Genomic DNA, 22,202 nt, shown 5'->3' on the forward strand with positions numbered 1-22,202 from the left:
GTCAGGCAGCGTTCGACGCCTGCTCTTCGTTGAGGAAGGCATAGATCGCCTGGGAGGAATCGGTGGCGCGCAGCTTGGCGACCAGATCGTGATCGCGCAGCACGCGGGCGATCCGCGACAGAGCCTTGAGATGATCGGCACCCGCGCCCTCCGGCGCAAGCAGCAGGAACACGAGATCGACCGGCTGGTCATCCAGCGCCTCGAAATCGACCGGCTGCTCCAGCCGGGCGAAGATACCGACGATCGAATGGATGTTTCCCAGCTTGCCGTGGGGAATGGCGATGCCGTTGCCGACGCCGGTCGAGCCCAGGCGTTCGCGCTGCAGGATAACGTCGAAGATCTCCCGTTCGGAAAGCCCGGTGATCCTGGCGGCTCTTGCGGCCAGTTCCTGAAGCAACTGTTTCTTGGAATTTACTCTGAGGGCGGGAATGATCGCATCCTGATGGAGCAAATCTGCCAATGCCATTTCTTTTTCCTTCTGTCGCCGGGATCAAATGCAAGGAGCGGCGGCAACACCGCCGCTCACCACGCCGATCTCAGCCTTTGATACTGGCTGAATCGATCCAGCCAATATTTCCGTCGTGCCGACGGTAAACGATGTTCAGATGTTCCTTGCCGGGGCTGCGGAACAGGAGAAGCGGCTCGTCGGTCATGTCGAGCGCCATCACGGCGGTGGCGACCGACATGGTCTTCAGCTGCTTGGTACTTTCAGCGACGATCGCCGGAGCGAAATCGTCGGCGATTTCATCATCGTGATCAGGAACGGAATCCATAACCGTGTAGGAGACCTCTGCAAAACCATTCAGATGGTTTCCGGCGTGATGGTCCTTCAGCTTGCGCTTGTAACGCCGCAGCCGTTTTTCGATCCGCTGGGAGGCGGCGTCGAAAGCCAGCTGCGGGTCGGTCGCCTCGCCGGCCGCATGCAGTACCACCCCGCTGTCGAGATGCAGCTTGCAGTCCGCCGAATAACGAGAACTCGCCTTTTCCACGGTCACCTGGCCGGAATATCCCCCGTCGAAGTATTTCGTGATGGCCATACCAATTTGGTCCTCGATCTTTTGACGGAAGGATTCACCAATTTCCATATGTTTCCCGGATACACGCACACTCATGGAGTTTCCCTTCTTATGGTCGTTTGCGGGTATCAGTTTACGCCAAGCCTCAGGTTCATCCAAGCACTTCGCACAATCTCAAGCAAGATCGGCTTAGGCCCGCGGGTCCTTGGTACCCTTCTGATGCTGGGGATAACTCCAGATGCCGTTCGCGGCATCGATTGCGGCGGGCTTCTAGCCAGAGGCTACCGAAAAGTCAATAGGGCGGAGAATCACCATCGCCGACGCCCGGGTAACGTGTAGTCGATACCTTGCTTGGCAAGTTATGCCGCCGATTGCCACCCCATCCACTTTATGCGCCTCGCGCTTGCGTTGCGCTCGTCCTCGCGGGGATCGTCATGGCTGCGACACCTGATATCACGCAGACGAGTCCGATCCAGGCCGTCTGGCTCAGCCTTTCGCCGAGGAAAACGATGCCGATCGCAACACCGATCGGCACTCTGAGATAGGCTTGCGAGGTGGTTCCGACCGAACCCAGCGTCTGGACGAGACGGAAATAGATCGTGAAGGCAAGGGCCGTCGAAAAGGCGGAGAGGGCAAGCAGCGCCAGCATCGATGCCGCCGACGGATTGAGCTCCCATGGCCGATCGGCGACGAGGCTCACAGGCAGGAGAATGACCGCGCCTGAAATCAACGAGCCGGCCGCCGGCACTGCGGGATCGAGCCCCTTGAAGTTCTTGCTGAAAATCGCGGCACCTGCATAACAGATGGTCGCCAGGATGATGGCAAGCTGCGCCATCAGGCTATCGCCGAGACCGTCGAGCGCTTCGACGCCGATGACGAGGCAGATGCCGACAAGCCCGGCGATGACGCCGAAAAGCCTTCGCAGCGTCACCTGCTCATGGCCGGTGATCAGCACGGTCAGCAGGAAGGTGAAGATCGGCGTTGCCGAATTCAGGATCACCGCCAATCCGGCATCGACGGACTGTTCTGCCCAGGCGATCAGCGTGAAGGGGACGACGCTGTTCAGACAGGCCTGAACGAAAAACCGGCGCCAGGTCGCACCATCGCGCGGCAGGCGGACACGCCGGCGGCGCAGCACGGCAAGCAGAATGCCGCCGGCAATCAGCGTGCGGGCGGCGATCAGCGTTATCGGCGGGATAGTCTCGACGCCGATCTTGATGAAGCTATAGGAGGAACCCCAGAGGGTCGCCAGCACCAGCAGCAGGAAAAGCTCTCTGGCAAGGTTCGGATTTTGCGGCGTCATCGTCGGCATTTCGATCTTCGTTCAAGAAAATTCAAACGGTTACAGCGCCGTTGCGCGTCCGAAAAGACGCAGGGCACCGGAGAGGAATAACGGGATTTGCGGGCGGGATGCTTCGATCCAGGTCGAAGCATGACGGCATTAGAAGCCGGCGACCTTGGCGAGCGCCCGCTTCTCGCGGCGGCGTTGCACCGAAGAGGCGATGTTCATCGCTTCCCGGTATTTCGCAACCGTGCGGCGGGCAAGATCGACGCCGCCCTTCTTCAGCATCTCGACGATATCGTCATCGGAAAGCACCGCCTCCGGGCTCTCCTGCAGGATCAGCGCACGGATCTTGTGACGCACGGCCTCGGCCGAATGGCTGTCACCGCCCGCGACGGCGCTGATCGAGACGGTGAAGAAATATTTGAGTTCGAAGAGGCCGCGCGGCGTCAGCATATATTTGTTCGATGTAACGCGGCTGACGGTGGATTCATGCATCTTGATCGCCTCGGCGACCGTTTTCAGGTTCAGCGGGCGCAGGTAGTCGACGCCATGCAGCAGGAAGGCATCCTGCTGGCGGACGATTTCACTTGCCACCTTCATGATGGTTTTTGCCCGCTGGTCGAGGCTGCGCGTCAGCCAGTTGGCGCTCTGCAGGCAATCGGAGAGGAAGGCATGATCCTCGCCATTGCGGGTCACGCGGGAAAAATAGGATTGGTTGACCAGCACGCGCGGCAGCGTATCCGGATTGAGCTCGACCAGCCAGCCGCCATCAGAGGAGGCTCTGACGACCACATCCGGCATGATCGCTTCGGAAACACCCGCCTCGAAACCGCTGCCGGGCTTGGGATTGAGCTGGCGGATCTCGCCGAGCATGTCGAGAAGATCTTCCTCGTCGACGCCGCAGAGCCGCTTCAACGTGGCGAAATCGCGCCGCGCCAGGAGTTCGAGGTTTTCGACCAGAGCCTGCATGGCAGGGTCATATCGGTCCTTCTGCCTGAGCTGGATCGCCAGGCATTCGGCGAGGCTGCGGGCGAAAACACCCGGCGGATCAAGGCTCTGGAGGGTGGCGAGCACGCGCTCGGCCTGTGTGGGACTCGTGCCCAGCCTCTCGCCCGCCTCGACGATATCGGCCTGCAGATAACCGCAGTCGTCGAGCTGGTCGACGAAATTCTGCGCGATCAGCCGGTCGGCCATGTCAGGCAGGACGAAAGGGATCTGTTGGGCGAGATGATCACGCAGCGACACCTGGCCGGCGACGAAATCATCGAGATCGTAATCGGCGCCCTCGCCGCTGCCCGGCATCGATTTCCACTGGCTGACGAGCTCCGGCGCATCGAGGCGCTGCGGGGCACCGTCATCAGGAAAGACATTGGTGTAATTGGCGTCGAGTTCGTCGTTCAGCCGGCTTGTGCTGGCGCTGCCGCCATTGTCATACCAGTCGCTGGAAAGCGCCTCGGTCCGGTTGTCGTAACCGTCATCCGACCCGGCATCCTCCGGCTGATGAGCATACTCGCTATCTTCGGCCTCACCTCGTTCGCCGCCCCCCTCGCCGTCATTCGACGGAAATTCGAGCAGCGGGTTCTTCTCGACTTCCTGGGCGATGAACTGGGTGAGTTCAAAATGCGTCATCTGCAGCAACTGGATGGATTGCATCAGTTGCGGTGTCATCACCAGGGACTGGGTCTGGCGCAGGAAAAGATTGGCGGACAGTGCCATGACGGACGCGAAACTCCCCTCAATTCCTCCGGGAATCCGCGTCCGATCAAGGCTTCAGGCCACGGAAATCCAAGTTGGCCCAAAAATTGCTTTTTTATTGGATTTGGTCAAGCGGAACTATGCCGACAAGGTGAATTTCTGCGCGCGGCCCGGCATCAGAGGCTGAAATTGTCACCGAGGTAGAGCCGGCGCACTTCCGGATTGTTGACGATGTCGTTCGCCCGGCCATGGGTCAGCACCTCACCGGCATGGATGATGTAGGCGCGGTCGATGAGACCCAGCGTCTCGCGCACATTGTGGTCGGTGATGAGAACGCCGATGCCGCGCGCCGTCAGGTGGTGAACGAGGTTCTGGATGTCGGCCACCGAGATCGGGTCGACGCCGGCGAAGGGCTCGTCGAGCAGCATGAAGGTCGGGTCGGTCGCAAGCGCACGCGCGATTTCGAGGCGGCGGCGCTCACCGCCGGAAAGGGCGACGGCGGCACTCTTGCGCAGCTTCTGGATATGGAATTCCTCCAGCAGCTCGTTCAGCTTCAGCTCGCGCTCGGCCTTGTCCTTCACATGCACTTCGAGGACAGCGCGGATATTCTCTTCCACCGTCAGCCCGCGGAAGATCGAGGCTTCCTGCGGCAGGTAACCGACGCCAAGGCGCGACCGGCGGTACATCGGCATGGTCGTGACGTCGTTGCCGTCGATCTCGATCGTGCCTTCATCCACCGGCACAAGGCCGGTGATCATATAAAAACAGGTGGTCTTGCCGGCGCCGTTCGGGCCGAGCAGGCCAACGGCCTCGCCACGGCGCACCACCAGCGAAACGCCGTTGACGACGCGCCGCGTCGCATAGGTCTTCGTCAGACCGCGTGCGATCAGCGTTCCCTGATAGCGGCTCTTGTCGGCAGCACCCGCAGCTTGTGGCCCGGGCTTGCCGAACATGGTGGATAGCGATGATAATTTCACGTGGGAGGCCGGCTTCTCAGTTCTGCTTCTGCTGCGGTGTATTCGGCTTCGATTTCGGATCGAGCTGAATCTGGACACGCCCGCCGCAGCTTTCAAGCTCCGCCTGGCCAGTCTGCATGTGAACCGTCAGTTTGCAGCCGGTGAAGACGTTCGGCCCGTCCGACAGAATAACCTTGTTCCCCTCATCTGCCGTGAGGATGAATGTCTGCGAGGCCATGTCGAAATTGCCGTCATCGGCGGTCGCCGTCTGCGTGCCAGAGGTCAAGAGGACCTTGTCCGTCACCAGGATCTTGTCGATATCAGCACTTCCCGATGCAAGCGAGGCCGACTGCTCCGGCTGGGCGGCGGGTTGCGCGCCGTCAGCAGCCGGCTTTGCCGCCTTGTCCTTGTAATAGACGGTCATCTTGCCGGACTGCATCGTCGTCGTGCCCTGGACGACCTTGACCTTGCCGGTGAAGAGGGCGGTGTGTTCCTGGTCATGGATCTCAAGCTTGTCGCTTTCGATCTGGATCGGCTGGTCGTTGGAAAGCTTCATGCCCGACATCGTGGTCGACTGCGCACCCGCGCCCGAGGCCGTCAGAATAAGGGCAAATGTGCCGGCAATGAATGCCATGCCTGTCTTGCAAGTGGAAATGCGACAATCTTTTGTCATGGATGACCCGGCTGGTTAAGTGCCCTGTTTATGGATGGTGGATGGATCGACATTCATTCGAACATTCCCCTCGAATGTGATCACCCGCCCCTTATCGGTTATCTGAAGCGTCTTCGCAACAATGGAGGCATTGTCCTTGGTGATGGTGACGGGGTCGTCGCTCCGCATGTTGCCGCCCTTGATGTCGAGTTGCGCGGACTGGAAATTCGCATTGAGGCCGCTGCTCAGCACCAGAGTGAAGGGGGCCGTCATATGCAGGTTGTCGGTGGCGCGGTTGTAATCGGCAGTCGAGGCGACGACGCGGGCGATCAGGCCGTCATTCATCGGCACGGCGGCCTTGATCGTCTCGAGCGTGATGAGATTGGGATTGCGGATATCCTGCAGCGCCCTTTCGGCCAGCATCGAATAGTTGATGCCGTCGGAATTGCGTCCTGATATCGCCGGCTTTTCCATCACGACCTTGCCGTTCTCGATCTTGGCGCCTTCCATCTTGACATTCTCGGGCAGATAGATGCTGACCAACGCCACCGCCGTGAGGCTCGCCGCGATGGTGAGGGCCGCCACCGGCAGCAATATCTTCAGCCGCCGCACGCGGGCGGAATGGAACAACGCGTCGCCATAGGCGCTCCTGCCGGACCCTGAATAGGCGGCATGTCCGTTGTTCTTCAGGGTATCGAGCATAGGCCTCGTCCATGTGCGGTGATCGCCGCGCCTCAATAACAAAGCGGGCCGCCAATCACAGTTCGTTTCGCATTATTACATTGGCTTGCCAATATGGAATTTTTTCTGCAACAAGCAACACGACGGAAAAACATTCAAAAGTGGCATTCGTACGGGCCGCTGCCACCCTATTTCACCGGATTGATCGGCGGCATGCCGAAGCCGGTGCCAGCGCTGGAGGTTTCCATGGACAGTTCGATCATCGCGGATCGCCGGCGGCTGCGCCGCAAGCTCGGCTTCTGGCGCCTCTTCGCGGTGGCCCTCATCGTGGCACTTGGTTTCGCCTTCTACCACTTTGCCTTCGGCGATGCCGGGACGCAGCGCCCGCATATCGCCCATGTGACGATATCCGGGCTGATCGTCGATGACGACGAGCTTCTGGAGCGGCTGAAGAAGGTCGAGACCAGCGACCAGGTGAAGGCGGCGGTGATTTCGATCTCCTCGCCCGGCGGCACGACCTATGGCGGCGAAAAAATCTTCAAGGCGATCCGTGCGATATCGGCCAAGAAGCCTGTCGTCTCCGACGTGCGCACGCTTGCCGCCTCCGCCGGATACATGATCGCCACCGCCGGCGATACGATCATTGCCGGCGACAGCTCGATCACCGGCTCGATCGGCGTCATCTTCCAGTATCCGCAGATCCAGCCGCTGCTCGACAAGATCGGCGTCTCGCTGCAGGAGATCAAGTCTTCGCCGCTGAAGGCCGAGCCCTCGCCCTTCCACGAGGCGAGCGAAGAGGCCAAGGCGATGATCCGCAGCATGGTGGTCGACAGCTATAACTGGTTCGTAGACCTGGTTGCCGACCGGCGCAAGCTGCCGCGCGACGAGGTGCTGAAACTGGCCGACGGCACGATCTATACCGGCCGCCAGGCGCTGAAGGTGAAACTCGTCGATGCAATCGGCGGCGAGGCTGAGATCCGCGCCTATCTGAAGTCGCGCGGCGTCGACAGCGAACTGCCGATGGTGGACTGGGACAAGAAGAGCAATACGCCCTTTCTGCTCGCTGGGGCTGTTTCGCGGTTGATTACGATCTTCGGTTATGATGATGTCATCAAAACCCAAGATATCAATGGAATCCTGCCCCCAAAGTTGCTTCTTGACGGGCTGCTTTCAGTTTGGCAGGTTGGCCACGATTGATAAGAAATCAATAATTTAAGGGGGCGAATGTGATCAAGTCCGAATTGGTGCAGATTGTTGCGGCACGCAACCCGCATCTCTATCATCGCGACGTCGAGAATATCGTCAACGCGGTTCTCGACGAGATCACGGATGCACTGGCTGCGGGCAACCGTGTCGAATTGCGCGGCTTTGGCGCCTTTTCGGTCAAGAACCGCCCTTCCCGCTCCGGCCGCAACCCGCGGACCGGCGATACCGTCTTCGTCGAGGAGAAGTGGGTTCCCTTCTTCAAGACCGGCAAGGAGCTGCGCGAGCGGCTCAACCCCGGCCAGGCCGACGAAGAGGATTGAGCAGTTGCTCAAGCATGTCGCGCAAAAGTGTGCAGCGGATTTGCGATAACGACATGCATCGACAGAAAGACCTAAAGCGTGCGGAGCAAATCTGAAAGATTGCGACGCGCTTATCGCCTGCGGCGAAACCGCACTTGAACTCGAGGGCCGTTTTCCTATTCTGGCAACGCATCGTATTTTACGCCTCTCGCAAAGACGCGCGGCGCTGTAAGGACGAAACGCGCCCTGCAAAAAGACCGGCGCAATCTGCCGCGTGGAGACCTCAAATGGCCAAGAAGATCGTCAACCTGTTGATTCTGCTGCCGCTCGGCGTCATCCTCATCGTCTTTTGCGTCGCCAACCGGCAGAGCGTCACGCTCGCCTTCAATCCGTTCCGGCCCGAAGACCAAGTGCTTGCAGTTTCCGCGCCCTTCTTCGTCTTCCTGTTCATCGCGCTGATCACAGGCATGCTGATCGGTGCGGCCGCCACCTGGTTCAGCCAGGGCAAACACCGCAAACGCGCCCGCACCGAGGCCAAGGAAGCCATTCGCTGGCAAGGCGAGGCCGACCGCCACAAAAACCGTGCCGAGGAAATCGCCGGGCAGCTGCCGGCGCGGTAAAGCCGGATGGCATGTCGACGGCCAGTTTTGGCGGCGTCTCAAACCGGAAAAAAACTCAATTCCTCATAGTCACCCTCCGGCGAGGCGCCGTTGCCGGTCACCTGGAACCCGTGGGAAAGGTAGAACGCCTTTGCCCGCCGGTTCTTCACCAGGTATTTCAGCCTGTACCGGTGTTGCGGCCATTCCGGCAGGGCGTGCAGCAGCGCCGTGCCAGCGCCCTGCCCCTGGAATTCAGGGCTGATATAGAGCATGTGGATGAAATCGTCCTCCGGCCAGAGCGACAGGAAGCCGGCGACGCTGCCGCTTTCATGCGCGCAGACGAAGACCGTCTCGCCGTTCGTATGGGCGGCGAAATCCTCGCGGTAGAACTTGCCGGGGTCGACCCAGACGAATGTTTCGCGGCGCACGGAAAGATAAATCTCCGCGAGCATTTCCTGATCTTCCGCCCGCGGCGGCCTGATGGTCCACGTCATGACGTCGATTTAAACAAACCCTCAGCCCGCGCCAAGCCTAACCGGCCGCCATCTTCGCGACGACAGCGGCATTGAAATCCGAAAAGAACCCTTCGGCGAGCTTCTGCGAGGTCGAATCGAGCAGGCGGGCACCGAGCTGGGCGAGCCTGCCACCGAGTTCGGCCTTCGACCGGTACTGCAGTATGGTCTCGGCACCCCTTTCCTCGAGCACGACATCGGCGCTGCCCCTGGCGAAGCCGGCAAGACCGCCTTTGCCTTCGGCCGACAACGTGTAGCTCTTCGGCGCATCCACATGGGAAAGCGTCAGCAGCCCATGAAAGGTGGCAGACAGCAGGCTGAACTTGACCTTGATCGTCGCCTCGAAAGCGCTCGGCGACAGCCGCTCGATGCTCTGACAACCTGGGATGCAACCGCGCATGATCTCGGGATCGTTGAGCGCTGCCCAGACGACGTCCCGCGGCGCGGCGATGCGTTCTTCGCCGGTGAAATCCATTCGATAGCCCCATCTCCGATCGGTTCATCTTATCCCAGCGGGAAAGCGCTTTGCCAAGGCGGGACGGAATGTTATCTGCCGGGCTCCGACCTGGCACATATTTGACACACATAGGGGATGGGCCGATGAACGACGAACTGAAGCCGTGGAGCGTGACGGCAAGCCGCGTCACCTATGAAGATCGCTGGATCCGGGTCCGGAGCGACGATTGCGTCACTGCCGATGGAACCGTCATCGCGCCATTCCATGTGCTCGATTATCCTGACTGGATCAACGTCATTCCGCTGATGCCCGACGGGCGCGTGCTGCTGACGCGGGAATACCGGCACGGCCGCGGCGAGATCGTGGCCGGTCTCGTCGCCGGCGGCGTCGAACCCGGCGATAGCAAGACCGGCGATGCGGCAATGGCGGCGGCACGGCGCGAGCTGCGGGAAGAGACCGGCTATGAAGCCTCCACCTTCGTCAAGCTGCTCACCTCCTATCCGAATGCCGCCAACCACAGCAATGTGGTGACGAGCTGGCTGGCGCTCGGCCTGAGCAAGGTCGGCGAACCGGCATTCGACCCCGGCGAGAAGGTCGACCTGCTGTTTGCGGATCTCGCTGCCATCCTGGGCGACCTGCAGTCCGGCGCCATCATCATGCAATCGATGCATGTCGCAGCTCTCTATGCGGCGGAAAGCTGGCTTCGCACACAGACCTTCGAGGGCTTGAAATAGGCGCCGCGCCGAGTGACCCTGTCGTTTGCCCGGGCCAGGTCGGCTGCGCAGTTGATCCGGCACGGTTTTCTGCGCTACTGCATAATTCAAGTGCTGCAGCGTCCTTTGCGCGTCTCAAAAGACGCACGGCGCCGTAGCGGACGCAAAGCCGATAAGCCACCCCGACAGAGATGCGGAAGAGCACGTTGAAACAAAGAGAAGGCCGGCCGGGCCAGAAGAAAACATCGGGTCCTTCCGGTGAAAGCCGCAGGGACGATCAGTCACGCCGGCCGCCAAAGCCGGTCGCGCGGCCCGCGGCAACCCGCGAGGCGGCGCGCGAGGCTGCCTTGCCCGCCGCCGTCGTGCGTCCGCTGATGACACGCAGCGGCGAGCGTCCGGCTGAGCGCGTGCCCGTTATCCTCGAATCGCTCGGGGCCGGCGACTTCCACCTGATCGACAGCGGCAATGGCGAAAAGCTCGAGCAATACGGCCCCTACCGCATCATCCGCCCCGAGGCCCAAGCGCTGTGGCGGCCTTCGCTGGCGCCCCAAGTCTGGGAAAAGGTCGATGCCGTCTTCACCGGCGACACCGACGAGGAAGGCACCGGCCGCTGGCGCTTCCCGAAAGAGGCGCTCGGCGAGACCTGGCCGCTCAATCTGCTCGGCGTCGATTTCCTCGGTCGCTTCACCTCCTTCCGTCATGTCGGAGTCTTTCCCGAGCAGATCGTCCACTGGAGCTGGATGAAGGAGCAGGCCGAAAAGGCCGGCCGGCCGCTGAAGGTGCTGAATCTCTTCGGTTATACCGGCGTCGCCTCGCTTGTCGCCGCCGCAGCCGGCGCCGAGGTCACCCATGTCGACGCCTCGAAGAAGGCGATCGGCTGGGCAAGGGAAAACCAGGCGCTCGGGCGCATGGAGAAACTGCCGATCCGCTGGATCTGCGAGGATGCGATGAAATTCATTCTGCGCGAAGAACGCCGCGGCAGCCAGTACGATATCATTCTCACCGACCCGCCGAAATTCGGCCGCGGCCCCAATGGCGAAGTCTGGCACCTCTTCGAGCATCTGCCATTGATGCTCGATGTCTGCCGCGAGATCCTGTCGCCAAAGGCAGTGGGCCTGGTGCTGACGGCCTATTCGATCCGCGCCAGCTTCTATTCGATCCACGAGTTGATGCGCGAGACGATGCGCGGCGCCGGCGGCGTGGTCGAATCCGGCGAGCTGGTGATTCGCGAAGCCGGCACCGACGGGAGGACGCAGGGCCGCGCGCTTTCCACCTCCCTCTTTTCCCGCTGGGTGCCGAAATGAGCAAGGACTTCCACGATCAGGGGCCGCGCAGGGTCGGGCAGGTGAAGGAAGTCACCTCGCTTGCCAATCCGATCATCAAGGACATCAAGGCGCTGACGAACAAGAAGTCGCGCGAGGAAAGCGGCACTTTCCTCGCCGAAGGGCTGAAGCTCGTCATCGATGCGATCGAACTCGGCTGGGCGATCCGCACGCTGGTCTATGCCAAGGCCGCCAAAGGCAAGCCGCTGGTCGAGCAGATGGCGGCAAGGACCGTCGCCTCGGGCGGGCTGGTGCTCGAAGTCAGCGAAAAAGTGATCGCCTCGATCACCCGCCGCGACAATCCGCAAATGGTCGTCGGCATCTTCGAGCAGCGCTGGACACCGCTCAAGGGTATCCGGCCAAGGGAGGGCGAGACATGGGTGGCGCTCGACCGGGTGCGTGACCCCGGCAATCTCGGCACCATCATCCGCACGGCCGATGCGGCCGGCGCTTCCGGCATCATACTTCTGGGAGAAACGACCGACCCTTTTTCGCTCGAAACCGTGCGGGCCACCATGGGCTCGGTCTTTGCTGTTCCGGTCGCGCGGGCGACACCGGAGGAATTCATCGCCTGGCGGAAATCGGCCGGCGTTTCCGTCGTCGCGACGCATCTTGCCGGCGCGGTCGATTACCGGACGATCGACTACCGGAAAAAGCCGGTCGTGCTGTTGATGGGCAACGAACAATCCGGCCTGCCCGAGCAGCTGGCCAGGGAGGCCGACGCGCTTGCCCGCATTCCGCAGCAGGGCCGCGCCGATTCGCTGAACCTCGCCGTCGCTACCGCCGTCATGCTTTTCGAGGCGCGCCGCCATCTCCTCTCACTTGCCGAGGGCAAATGACCGAACAGACGCATGCACACCCCGCGCTGTTTTCGCGGCCGGCACCGATCCTCTTCTTCATCGTCGTCGCCGTTCTCATCGACCAGGTCGTCAAGATCACCGTTGATCATTACCTGCCGCTGCAGGAGGCGGTGCCGGTTATTCCAATGCTGGCGCTCTACCGCACCTACAATCTCGGCGTCGCCTTTTCGATGCTGTCTGGCATGGACGGCTGGTTCATCGTCGGCATGCGGCTCGTCATCGTCGCCTTCGTCATCTGGCTGTGGCACCGCACGGCGAAGGACCGCTGGATCGCTCATCTCGGTTATGCGCTGATCATCGCAGGCGCGATCGGCAACCTCGTCGACCGCTTCGCCTATGGACATGTGATCGATTACATTCTTTTCTACACCGAGAGCTGGTCCTTCGCGGTCTTCAATCTCGCCGACAGTTTCATCACCACCGGCGCCGGTTGCGTCATTCTCGACGAGCTGCTGCTGCCAAAAAAGGCCGGCCGCTAAAATCTTATCGAAATCCTGAAGGCATTCGGAACGGGCCTCATGTTATCCAGATAGCATGCAGAACCTGGGACAGTTGCAGGAAAGATTGTCCGCCGCCTTCGGTGGACCCGCCGCCAAGCCGCATGAGAAGCGGATGGAGGCCCCTTCCTCACGACCCGGCGCATCGACACCTCAGGGAGCCGATGATCGTCAGAGGGGAACCGCACCGACAAGGCGGCTGCTGTTCTACTGGCTGGGCGGCGCCGGCCTTCTTGCCGCAACGATCCTAATGCTGCTTGCCCATGCCGGCGATCCGTTGCTTCTTTCGGGCGGCCTTGTCGTTCTTGGCCTTGCCGTCATTGCCGGTTATGCCCTGCTGATGGTTCGGCCGCGCAAGGCCGGGCAGGGCCCCGGCAAATCCCTGCAGGATTGGAACGCTGGCGCAAAGCTGTTTGCCGACGTGCACGACGTGCTCGGCGACATCACGGTCAGCCGGACCATGGACCGGTGCATCATCTCCGCCAACGATACTTTTCGCCGCCTGAGCGGGCGGCTGCGTCCGGAAGGAAAAACCTGCGAGGAGATCGGGCTTGCCTTCCGCCCCGGCCCGATACCGCACTGCTACGATGTCGAGATCTCGACACCGGAGGGCCAGCGCATCTTCCTCTGGCGCGACGTCGTCACCCGCGACCCGGCAAATGGCCGCCTGCTGTTGCAGAGCGTTGCACGCGACGTGACCGACGAGCGGCTCATCGCGCAGGGTCGCGAAGAGGCCCGGCAAAAAGCCGAATATAACAGCGCCGCCAAATCGAGGTTGCTTGCCACTGTCAGCCACGAGGTGCGCACGCCGCTTTCCGGCATCCTCGGCATGACGCATCTGATCGCTGAGACGCGGCTGACGCAGGAACAGCAGAACTATCTCGCGAACATCCGCCAGTCCGGCCATGCGCTGACGCAACTCGTCGAGGACCTGCTCGACTTCTCCACCATCGAGGTCGGCCGTTTCGCGCTGCACCCGCGCTCGGAATCGTTGCGCAAGCTTCTGGAAAGCGTCGTCGAGATGCTCGCCCACCGGGCGCATGAAAAGGGTATCGAGATCGGCGCCACAGTGTCGTCCGACGTGCCCGAAAATATGAACTTCGACCCGGCGCGGCTGCGTCAGGTCCTCTTCAACGTCATCGGCAATGCGGTGAAATTCACCCAGGTCGGCGGCGTCTTCATCCGCGTATCGCTCGACCCCGGCGATATTTTGATCACCGTCACCGATAGCGGTCCCGGCATGACGACGGAGGAGCAGGCGCGCGTCTTCGGCGAGTTCGAGCAGGGCGGGAGTGTTGCCGACAAGAGCAGCGGGACCGGGCTCGGCCTTGCCATCTCGGCCCGCATCATGCGCGAATTTAACGGCGCGCTGACGGTTGCCAGCGAAAAGGGCAAAGGCAGCGAATTTACCATCCGCTTCCCTGTCGATATCGGCAATGAGCGCCCCGACCGGCGAAACACGCTGCTTGCCGGCAACAGTGTCGTGCTGCTGGCCCCAGCCGGTGCGGCGCGCACAGCCATTGCCGAGACGATCACCACGCTCGGCGGCCTCTGCCATCTCGTCGGCGACGGCGAGACGGCGCGGACAACGCTGCTCGGCTTGGCAAAGGGCGGACGGCGGCCGACCGATATCATCATCGACCACCGGATGTCGGCGGAATTTTCCGCCCATCTTGCCGATCGCGCCGAAATCGCCGCGCTTGGCCTGCGCAAGGTGCTGCTCGTCAATCCGGAAGAGCGTAGCGCCCATCCGCTCGACCTTTTCGACGCCTGGCTCATTCGCCCGTTGCGCGAGCAGTCGCTGATCGACGTGCTGCGCGGGCGCATGCGCGGCATGGAGAAACGCGACGCGCTGAACGACAACCAGCCGGGCTTCGGCCTTTCGGTGGCGGAGACATTTGTTGCCGCCAGCGGGCTCAGCATCCTGCTCGGCGAGGACGACCCGATCAATGCCATGCTGGTGCGCGTCGTCCTGGAAAAGGGCGGGCATAAGGTGCGCCATGTCGAAGATTTCGAGGCGCTGCTCGACTACGCGCTCTGCGAGGCGAATGCCCGGCCCGATATCATCATCAGCGACCTCTCGATGCCTGGTGGTAACGGCATCGAAATGCTGGGACGCCTGCGCGGCCATGAACGGCGGCTCGATCTTGCCTCGGTGCCGGTGATCGTGCTGACCGCCGACAAGAGCGACGAATCGCGCCGCCAGGTCTTGCTCAACGGCGCCAACCGCGTCATGGTAAAGCCGGTCGATCCGGTGCGGCTGCTGACCGAAGTTCAGGCGGTTGCCGCCCTTTCCGCCCGCCGGGCAGAGGCGCGGTGAGCGCCTCAAAAACCGGCACGCTTCTTGCGCCTGGAAATTCAAAATGTCACTTTCCTGTCGCAGAGAAGTGTTTTATGGCGTCGATAAGCCGGCAACGGGAGAATCGTCATGTCCGCCATCGACATCCTGAATCGTGACACCACCGCGGAGCCCGCACGGCCCTCGACGGCTGTACAGAAGGACGGCGATATCCTCGGCCGCATCGGCAATCTGGAGACCCGCCTTGCCCGCACGGCACGCGAGATCGATGCCGCCCAGGCCGTGCGCTACCGCGTCTTCGTTGACGAAATGAAGGCGCAGCTGCCGCTGGATGCCATGCGCCGCCAGCGCGACGTCGATGCCTATGACGCCGTCTGCGATCATCTTCTCGTTCTCGACCGCTCGATCGAGGGCGACCCGGAAGACCAGATCGTCGGCACCTACAGGCTGTTGCGTCAAGATGTCGCCATCGCCAATGGCGGTTTTTACTCGGCTTCCGAATTCGAAATCGACGGCCTCATCGCCAAACATCTGGACAAGCGCTTCATGGAGCTCGGCCGCTCCTGCGTGCTGCCGGAATACCGCACCAAGCGCACCGTCGAGCTGCTGTGGCAGGGGAACTGGGCCTATGCGCTGAAGCATGGCGTCAGCGCCATGTTCGGCTGCGCCTCTTTCCCCGGCGTCTATCTCGAAAGCCACGCGCTGGCGCTGTCCTTCCTCCATCACAATGTGCTGGCGAAGAACGAATGGGCCGTGGGCGCCCTGCCGCATCTGGCCCGCAACATGGACCTGATGCCGGTCGAGGCCATCAACCCGAAGCGAGCGCTGATGGCCCTGCCGCCGCTGATCAAGGGCTATCTGCGCCTCGGTGCGATGGTGGGCTCCAGCGCGGTCGTCGATCATGCCTTCAACACGACCGACGTGCTGATCGTGCTGCCGATCACCAGCATTTCGGACCGTTACCTGAATTATTACGGCGCCGACGCCGGCCGCTTCGCGAGCTAGAACCTTTCCTAGAGCCTTTCCGGGCGCCGGCAATGCTTCAGGGCACGATCTCTATCGGGGTATGAGTGGGGACGCGGGCCCAGATATCGCGCATCTCCGCGTTGGTTACGGCAACACACCCATCCGTCCAATCCCAAAGGTGATGGACGTTTCCGAATAGGCCCCAGCCATTGGGAAGCCCGTGGATCATGATATCGCCCCCGGCTGGAAAGCCTCCGGCTTCAGCGTTGCGCCGATCATCCGTGTTTGGATAGGAAATGTGCAGGCTCAGATAGTCCATCGACTTTGGATTTCGCCAGTCTATTTCATAACGCCCTTCAGGTGTTTTCTCGTCACCTTCTCGTTGCTTGGGCCCCGCATCGGCAGCCGTGCCGAGAGAAATCCGGTATGTAGAGATGGGAGCATCGCCTCTGAGAAGGACCATGCGACGTTCGGATTTGTAAACGCGAATGAGGTCGGCCCGTTGTTCAAATGGCGCATCTGGAGGCGGCGAGCCTGAGCCGACCCTGGCCATCAATTTCGTATAAGCGAAAGAGCTGGCGACCACGATGGCCAAAACGACAAGCTTGTTTCTCAACATGATCTCATCTTCAGGAGCTGCGCTCGAGGCTGGGCACGATCGGCCGGCAACGGCTAGAGCATGATGCCCTCACCCTTCGGCGCCATTTTAAGCCGGATAAGCGCCCAGCCGACGCGCTGTCGGCCGGGCACCAATAGGCGCCTCACATGCGCAAGCGAGTTTACGAACCCCCGTAGGCGGCGATCGCCGCCATATTGACGATGTCGCTGTCCTTGGCGCCCATCGAGGTGATCTGCACCGGCTTGTCGAGGCCGACGAGGATCGGGCCGATCACGGTGGAACCGCCGAGCTCCTGCAGCATCTTGGTCGAGATCGAGGCCGAGTGGAAAGCCGGCATGACGAGGACGTTGGCCGGCCCGGAGAGGCGGCAGAAGGGATATTGCTCCATCACCTTGCGGTTCAGGGCGACGTCCGCCGCCATCTCGCCGTCATATTCGAAATCGACGCGGCGCTTGTCGAGGATCTTCACCGCCTCGCGCACCCGCTCGGAGCGTTCACCCGAGGGGTGGCCGAAGGTGGAATAGGCAAGCATGGCGACACGCGGCGGATAGCCCATCCGCCGCGCCAGACCTGCGGCCTCTTCGGCGATATCGGCAAGCTCTACGGCCGTCGGCATGTCGTGCACCGCGGTATCGGCAACGAAGACCGTGCGGCCGCGGCAAAGCGCCAGCGACACGCCGATGACGCGGTGGCCTGGCTTCTCGTCAATACAGCGGCGCACATCTTCGAGCGCCGTCGAATAGTTTCGGGTGATGCCCGTCACCATGCCGTCGGCGTCGCCGAGCGCCACCATGGTGGCGGCGAAGTGGTTGCGGTCGTTATGGATCAGCCGCTGGGCGTCGCGGTGGAGATAACCCTGCCGCTGCAGCCGGGCATAGAGATAGTCGATATAGGCCTCGACCCGGGTCGAAAGCCGGGCATTGACGATTTCGAGGCCCGGCCGGTTGAGATCGATGCCGGCGCGTTCCGCCGTCGCCCGGATCAAGTCCTCGCGGCCGAGCAGGATGGCGGTGCCGAGCTGCTGGTTGGCGTAGGACATCGCCGCACGCAGGACCTGTTCTTCCTCGGCCTCGGCAAAGACGATTCGCTTCGGGCGGCGGCGGACGCGCTCGTAAAGGCTGGCAAGCGTCGAGGCGATCGGATCGCGACGCGCCGAAAGCTCGCGGGCATAACCCTCCATGTCGGTGATGACCTTGCGGGCGACGCCGCTTTCGATCGCGGCTTGCGCGACCGCGACCGGGATCGCCGAGATCAGGCGCGGATCGAAGGGAACGGGGATGATGTATTGCGAGCCGAAACGCGGCCGGTTGCCCTGATAGGCGGCAACCACGTCATCCGGCACATCCTCGCGGGCAAGGTTTGCCAGCGCGTTGACGGCGGCGATCTTCATCGCATCGTTGATTGTCGAGGCGCGGACATCGAGAGCACCGCGGAAGATATAGGGAAAGCCGAGGACGTTGTTGACTTGGTTCGGATAGTCCGAGCGGCCGGTCGCCATGATGGCGTCGTCGCGAATGCGAGCCACCTCTTCCGGCGTGATCTCGGGATCGGGGTTGGCCATGGCGAAGATGATCGGCCGCTCCGCCATCGAGCGGATCATCTTGGCCGAAAACGCACCTTTCTGCGACAGGCCGAGAATGACATCCGCGCCTTTCATCGCCTCTTCCAGCGTGCGCGCGTCGGTCTTTGCCGCATGCGCCGATTTCCACTGGTTCATGCCCTCGGTGCGGCCCTGGTAGATGACGCCCTTGGTATCGCAGAGGATGACGTTCTCAGGCGCAAAACCCATTGCCTTGATGAGTTCGACGCAGGCGATCGCCGCAGCACCGGCACCGTTGCAGACGAGCTTCGTCGTCTTCAGGTCGCGGCCGGTCAGCTCCAGCGCGTTGATCAGGCCGGCAGCGGCAATGATCGCCGTTCCATGCTGGTCGTCATGGAAGACGGGAATGTCCATCAGCTCGCGCAGCCGGCTTTCGATGACGAAACAATCCGGCGCCTTGATATCCTCGAGGTTGATGCCGCCGAAGGAAGGACCGAGGAAGCGCACGCAGTTGATGAACTCGTCGACATTTTCCGTATCGATCTCGAGGTCGATGGAATCGACGTCGGCGAAGCGCTTGAAGAGCACCGCCTTGCCTTCCATGACGGGCTTCGAAGCCAGCGCGCCGAGATTGCCGAGACCGAGGATTGCCGTGCCGTTGGAAATGACCGCAACCATATTTCCGCGCGCCGTGTAATCGTAAGCCGTCTGCGGATCGGCGGCGATTGCCTTCACGGGCACGGCAACACCCGGCGAATAGGCAAGCGAAAGGTCGCGCTGCGTCGCCATCGGCTTGGTCGCGTTGATCTCCAGCTTGCCGGGCCGGCCCATTGCGTGAAAATCGAGCGCCTCCTGGTCGGTAACAGACGTTACCAGCCGGTCCTTCTTATCGATATCGGGCATAAATCCTCCAACGTCCTGTGGGCGACGCTTTGCTCTTCCTCAAATGCTGTTGTCATCTATAGCGGCGCGCGGATAGGGTTGGCACCTGTTTTTTTGGGAAAAACTCCACCTCCGTGAACGCACGAATAGACACAGGGAATGAAGCCTTTTCGGCGGCCGAGCTTGCCACGGCGGAAAGCCGTGCCTCGGCGACGCCGATGATGGAGCAATTTATCGAGATCAAGGCGAACAATCCCGGTTCGCTGCTGTTCTATCGGATGGGCGACTTCTACGAGCTGTTCTTCGAGGATGCGCTGGAAGCCTCACGCGCGCTCGGCATCACGCTGACCAAGCGCGGCCAGCACATGGGCCAGGATATCCCGATGTGCGGCGTTCCGGTGCATGCGGCCGACGACTATCTGCAGAAGCTGATTTCGCTCGGCTTCCGCGTCGCCGTCTGCGAGCAGATCGAGGATCCCGCGGAAGCGAAGAAACGCGGCGCGAAATCCGTCGTCAGGCGCGACGTCGTCCGCCTCGTCACTCCCGGCACGATCACCGAGGAAAAGCTGCTTTCGCCCTCGGAATCCAACTATCTGATGGCGCTGACCCGCATTCGCGCCAGCGGCGAGGCCTTGCTGGCGCTTGCCTGGATCGATATTTCCACCGGCGTCTTCCGGCTTGCCGAGACCGAAGGCTCGCGCCTGCTTGCCGATATCCTGCGCATCGATCCGCGCGAACTTATCCTGCCCGACACCATCTTCCACGATCCCGAACTCAAGCCGGTCTTCGACGTGCTCGGCCGCACAGCGGTGCCGCAACCTTCCGTGCTCTTCGACAGCGCCAGCGCCGAAGGCCGGATCGCGCGGTATTTCGGCGTCGCGACGCTCGACGGCTTCGGCACCTTCTCGCGCGCCGAGCTGGCGGCCGCCGCTGCCGCCGTCGCCTATGTCGAGAAGACGCAGATCGCCGAGCGGCCGCCGCTTGGAAAGCCCGAACGGGAAAGTGCGGCTTCGACGCTGTTCATCGATCCCGCCACCCGCGCCAATCTCGAGCTTGCCCGCACGCTGTCCGGCGATCGCAACGGTTCGCTCTTGAAGGCGATCGACCGCACCGTCACCGGCGGCGGCGCCAGGCTTCTCGCCGAGCGGCTGATGTCGCCGCTGACCGACCCCGCCCGCATCAACGCGCGGCTCGATTCGATCGGCTTCCTGATCGACGAACCCTTGCTCTGCGGCAATCTGCGCGACACGCTGAAACATGTTCCCGACATGCCGCGTGCGCTGTCTCGCCTGGCGCTCGACCGCGGCGGCCCGCGCGATCTCTCGGCGATCCGCCAGGGGCTCGACGCGGCGGGCGGAGTTGCGGCGATGCTCGGCAAGGCGATGCTGCCCGAAGAACTCGGCCAGGCTCTGTCCGAGCTGCAGGCCCTTCCCGCGGCCCTGGAAAAGCTGCTTGCCGAGACCCTCGCCGACGAATTGCCGCTGTTGAAACGCGATGGCGGTTTTCTTCGCGACGGCGCCAGTGCCGAGCTCGACGAGGTCCGGGCACTGCGCGACCAGTCGCGTCGCGTCATTGCCGGCCTGCAATTGCAATATGCCGAGGAGACCGGCATCCGGTCGCTGAAGATCAAGCACAACAACGTCCTCGGTTATTTCATCGAAGTCACCGCCGGCAATGCCTCGCCGATGACGGAGACGGCGGAGGCGAAGGCCCGCTTCATCCACCGCCAGACGATGGCGAACGCGATGCGCTTCACAACGACCGAACTTGCCGATCTCGAAAGCCGCATCGCCAATGCCGCCGACCGGGCGCTGACGATCGAGCTCGAAGCCTTCGACAGGATGACGGCGGCCGTCGTTGCGGAAGCCGAGGCGATCAAATCGGGCGCCCGGGCGCTTGCCGTCATCGACGTCGCCGCAGGCTTGGCGCTTCTCGCCGAGGAGCAGGCCTATTGCCGCCCGCAGGTCGACGGCTCGAAGATGTTTGCCATCGAGGGCGGGCGCCATCCGGTCGTCGAGCAGGCGCTACGGCGGCAGGCGGGCGGCCCCTTCGTCGCCAATCATTGCGATCTCTCGCCCAAGACCGGCGACCGGGACGGGGCGATCTGGCTGCTGACCGGCCCTAATATGGGCGGCAAGTCGACCTTCCTGCGCCAGAACGCGCTGATATCAATCCTGGCGCAGATGGGCTCCTTCGTGCCGGCGACATCGGCCCATATCGGCATCGTCGACCGGCTTTTCTCGCGCGTCGGCGCCTCCGACGATCTGGCGCGCGGGCGCTCGACCTTCATGGTCGAGATGGTGGAAACGGCGGCGATCCTCAACCAGGCGAGTGACCGTTCCCTCGTCATCCTCGACGAGATCGGCCGCGGCACCGCCACGTTCGACGGTCTGTCGATCGCCTGGGCCGCCGTTGAGCACCTGCATGAGGCCAACCGCTGCCGCGGGCTGTTCGCCACGCATTTCCATGAGCTGACCGTGCTTTCGGAAAAGCTTGGCCGGCTATCGAACGCGACGATGCGCGTCAAGGAATGGGACGGCGACGTCATCTTCCTGCACGAGGTCGGGCCGGGTGCGGCGGACCGCTCCTACGGCATCCAGGTCGCGCGGCTTGCCGGGCTTCCGGCCTCCGTCGTGGCGCGGGCCCGCGACGTGCTGACCCGTCTGGAAGATGCCGACCGCAAGAACCCGGCGAGCCAACTGATCGACGACCTGCCGCTTTTCCAGGTGGCGGTGCGCCGCGAGGAAACGGCCCGTGGGGCCTCCAAGGTAGAGGAGGCGTTGAAGACGATGAGCCTTGACGACATGACGCCGCGCGAGGCAATGGATGCGCTTTACGATCTCAAGAAGAAGCTGAAATAGGAGCGCGCCATGTTCATGGAAAAACTGGTTCGCGAAACCGAGCGCCTCTCGCTGATCTGCTCCATGCTCGACACGATGCGGCGCGCCGATAAGGACCGCAACGCGCGCGGCTGGACGTCGCCGATCGGCATGCTGAAAATCACCCGCTGCTGCGCTGTAATCTCGGAGCTCGGAACGTCGATCGCCAAGGCCGGCTATCGCGAATGCGACAGGCAGGCGCTTGAGGAGATCATGCGCGAGACACGGCAGGTGCTGCATCTGCTGAATGCGCGGGCTGCCGGCTGA

General features: G+C 62.3%; 22 protein-coding genes. 11 read left to right on the forward strand and 11 right to left on the reverse strand.

Annotation, left to right across the window (positions count from 1 at the left end):
- Position 1: 1 nt before the first annotated feature.
- The 7 genes from ptsN to lptC all read right to left on the reverse strand — a co-directional run bounded on the left by ptsN (position 2) and on the right by lptC (position 6,306).
- On the reverse strand, positions 2-466 hold the full coding sequence (gene ptsN / locus ACIPSK_RS22645; protein ID WP_017966761.1) for a PTS IIA-like nitrogen regulatory protein PtsN: 465 nt from the start codon (positions 464-466) through the stop codon (positions 2-4).
- Between the two features lie 70 nt (positions 467-536).
- A complete protein-coding gene (hpf, locus tag ACIPSK_RS22650) occupies positions 537-1,112 on the reverse strand; it encodes a ribosome hibernation-promoting factor, HPF/YfiA family (RefSeq protein WP_017958734.1) in 576 nt (191 codons plus the stop codon).
- A 292-nt stretch (positions 1,113-1,404) separates the two neighbouring features.
- Positions 1,405-2,328, reverse strand: coding sequence for a DMT family transporter (locus ACIPSK_RS22655; RefSeq protein ID WP_210254151.1), 924 nt, complete (start codon positions 2,326-2,328; stop codon positions 1,405-1,407).
- 129 nt (positions 2,329-2,457) lie between these two features.
- Positions 2,458-4,017, reverse strand: a complete 1,560-nt coding sequence (rpoN, locus tag ACIPSK_RS22660; RefSeq protein WP_162115393.1) for an RNA polymerase factor sigma-54 — start codon at positions 4,015-4,017, stop codon at positions 2,458-2,460.
- Between the two features lie 155 nt (positions 4,018-4,172).
- The gene (lptB, locus tag ACIPSK_RS22665; RefSeq protein ID WP_130711100.1) at positions 4,173-4,949 is read right to left on the reverse strand and encodes an LPS export ABC transporter ATP-binding protein; all 777 of its coding nucleotides are present in this window, start codon (positions 4,947-4,949) and stop codon (positions 4,173-4,175) included.
- A gap of 40 nt (positions 4,950-4,989) precedes the next feature.
- On the reverse strand, positions 4,990-5,625 hold the full coding sequence (locus ACIPSK_RS22670; RefSeq protein WP_162115394.1) for an LptA/OstA family protein: 636 nt from the start codon (positions 5,623-5,625) through the stop codon (positions 4,990-4,992).
- 15 nt (positions 5,626-5,640) lie between these two features.
- Positions 5,641-6,306, reverse strand: coding sequence for an LPS export ABC transporter periplasmic protein LptC (gene lptC, locus ACIPSK_RS22675; protein WP_162115395.1), 666 nt, complete (start codon positions 6,304-6,306; stop codon positions 5,641-5,643).
- Positions 6,307-6,531: 225 nt separating this feature from the next.
- Here lptC and sppA point away from each other — a divergent pair, with 225 nt between their 5' ends.
- The 3 genes from sppA (at position 6,532) to ACIPSK_RS22690 (ending at position 8,410) form a co-directional block, all read left to right on the forward strand.
- Positions 6,532-7,482 (forward strand): signal peptide peptidase SppA, encoded by a 951-nt coding sequence (gene sppA / locus ACIPSK_RS22680; RefSeq protein ID WP_162115396.1) that lies wholly within the window; start codon positions 6,532-6,534, stop codon positions 7,480-7,482.
- A 29-nt stretch (positions 7,483-7,511) separates the two neighbouring features.
- Positions 7,512-7,811, forward strand: a complete 300-nt coding sequence (locus ACIPSK_RS22685) for an integration host factor subunit beta (RefSeq protein ID WP_003544934.1) — start codon at positions 7,512-7,514, stop codon at positions 7,809-7,811.
- Positions 7,812-8,077: 266 nt separating this feature from the next.
- Positions 8,078-8,410 (forward strand): LapA family protein, encoded by a 333-nt coding sequence (locus ACIPSK_RS22690; protein WP_017966752.1) that lies wholly within the window; start codon positions 8,078-8,080, stop codon positions 8,408-8,410.
- 38 nt (positions 8,411-8,448) lie between these two features.
- Here ACIPSK_RS22690 and ACIPSK_RS22695 read toward each other — a convergent pair whose 3' ends face one another.
- The gene (locus ACIPSK_RS22695; protein WP_446532970.1) at positions 8,449-8,883 is read right to left on the reverse strand and encodes an N-acetyltransferase family protein; all 435 of its coding nucleotides are present in this window, start codon (positions 8,881-8,883) and stop codon (positions 8,449-8,451) included.
- A gap of 37 nt (positions 8,884-8,920) precedes the next feature.
- Positions 8,921-9,376 (reverse strand): SRPBCC family protein, encoded by a 456-nt coding sequence (locus tag ACIPSK_RS22700; protein WP_162115397.1) that lies wholly within the window; start codon positions 9,374-9,376, stop codon positions 8,921-8,923.
- Between the two features lie 68 nt (positions 9,377-9,444).
- On the opposite strand from ACIPSK_RS22700, the gene ACIPSK_RS22705 reads away from it, so the two are divergent.
- From ACIPSK_RS22705 to ACIPSK_RS22730, 6 genes are all read left to right on the forward strand, one after another.
- Positions 9,445-10,092: an NUDIX hydrolase gene (locus ACIPSK_RS22705; protein ID WP_162115398.1), complete on the forward strand. Its 648-nt coding sequence runs from the start codon at positions 9,445-9,447 to the stop codon at positions 10,090-10,092.
- 185 nt (positions 10,093-10,277) lie between these two features.
- Entirely contained in the window at positions 10,278-11,375 is a 1,098-nt protein-coding gene (locus tag ACIPSK_RS22710; RefSeq protein WP_162115399.1) for a class I SAM-dependent methyltransferase, read from the forward strand.
- Positions 11,372-12,232 (forward strand): TrmH family RNA methyltransferase, encoded by an 861-nt coding sequence (locus ACIPSK_RS22715; RefSeq protein WP_017966748.1) that lies wholly within the window; start codon positions 11,372-11,374, stop codon positions 12,230-12,232. The genes ACIPSK_RS22710 and ACIPSK_RS22715 overlap by 4 nt, the downstream gene beginning before the upstream one ends.
- Entirely contained in the window at positions 12,229-12,732 is a 504-nt protein-coding gene (lspA, locus tag ACIPSK_RS22720) for a signal peptidase II (protein WP_162115400.1), read from the forward strand. Before ACIPSK_RS22715 ends, lspA begins: the two co-directional genes overlap by 4 nt.
- Before the next feature lie 55 nt (positions 12,733-12,787).
- A complete protein-coding gene (locus ACIPSK_RS22725) occupies positions 12,788-15,070 on the forward strand; it encodes a hybrid sensor histidine kinase/response regulator (RefSeq protein WP_162115401.1) in 2,283 nt (760 codons plus the stop codon).
- A gap of 108 nt (positions 15,071-15,178) precedes the next feature.
- Positions 15,179-16,054: a GNAT family N-acetyltransferase gene (locus ACIPSK_RS22730; protein WP_162115402.1), complete on the forward strand. Its 876-nt coding sequence runs from the start codon at positions 15,179-15,181 to the stop codon at positions 16,052-16,054.
- 37 nt (positions 16,055-16,091) lie between these two features.
- Here ACIPSK_RS22730 and ACIPSK_RS22735 read toward each other — a convergent pair whose 3' ends face one another.
- Positions 16,092-16,631 (reverse strand): L,D-transpeptidase family protein, encoded by a 540-nt coding sequence (locus ACIPSK_RS22735; RefSeq protein ID WP_162115618.1) that lies wholly within the window; start codon positions 16,629-16,631, stop codon positions 16,092-16,094.
- 163 nt (positions 16,632-16,794) lie between these two features.
- Positions 16,795-19,077 carry an NADP-dependent malic enzyme gene (locus ACIPSK_RS22740; protein WP_162115403.1) on the reverse strand — a complete coding sequence of 761 codons (2,283 nt, stop codon included), beginning with the start codon at positions 19,075-19,077 and terminating at the stop codon, positions 16,795-16,797.
- Positions 19,078-19,190: 113 nt separating this feature from the next.
- On the opposite strand from ACIPSK_RS22740, the gene mutS reads away from it, so the two are divergent.
- Both mutS and ACIPSK_RS22750 read left to right on the forward strand, forming a co-directional pair.
- A complete protein-coding gene (gene mutS, locus ACIPSK_RS22745; RefSeq protein ID WP_162115404.1) occupies positions 19,191-21,917 on the forward strand; it encodes a DNA mismatch repair protein MutS in 2,727 nt (908 codons plus the stop codon).
- Between the two features lie 9 nt (positions 21,918-21,926).
- On the forward strand, positions 21,927-22,202 hold the full coding sequence (locus ACIPSK_RS22750) for a hypothetical protein (RefSeq protein WP_003544896.1): 276 nt from the start codon (positions 21,927-21,929) through the stop codon (positions 22,200-22,202).

It is taken from the genome of Rhizobium sp. LARHSG275, assembly GCF_052871115.1.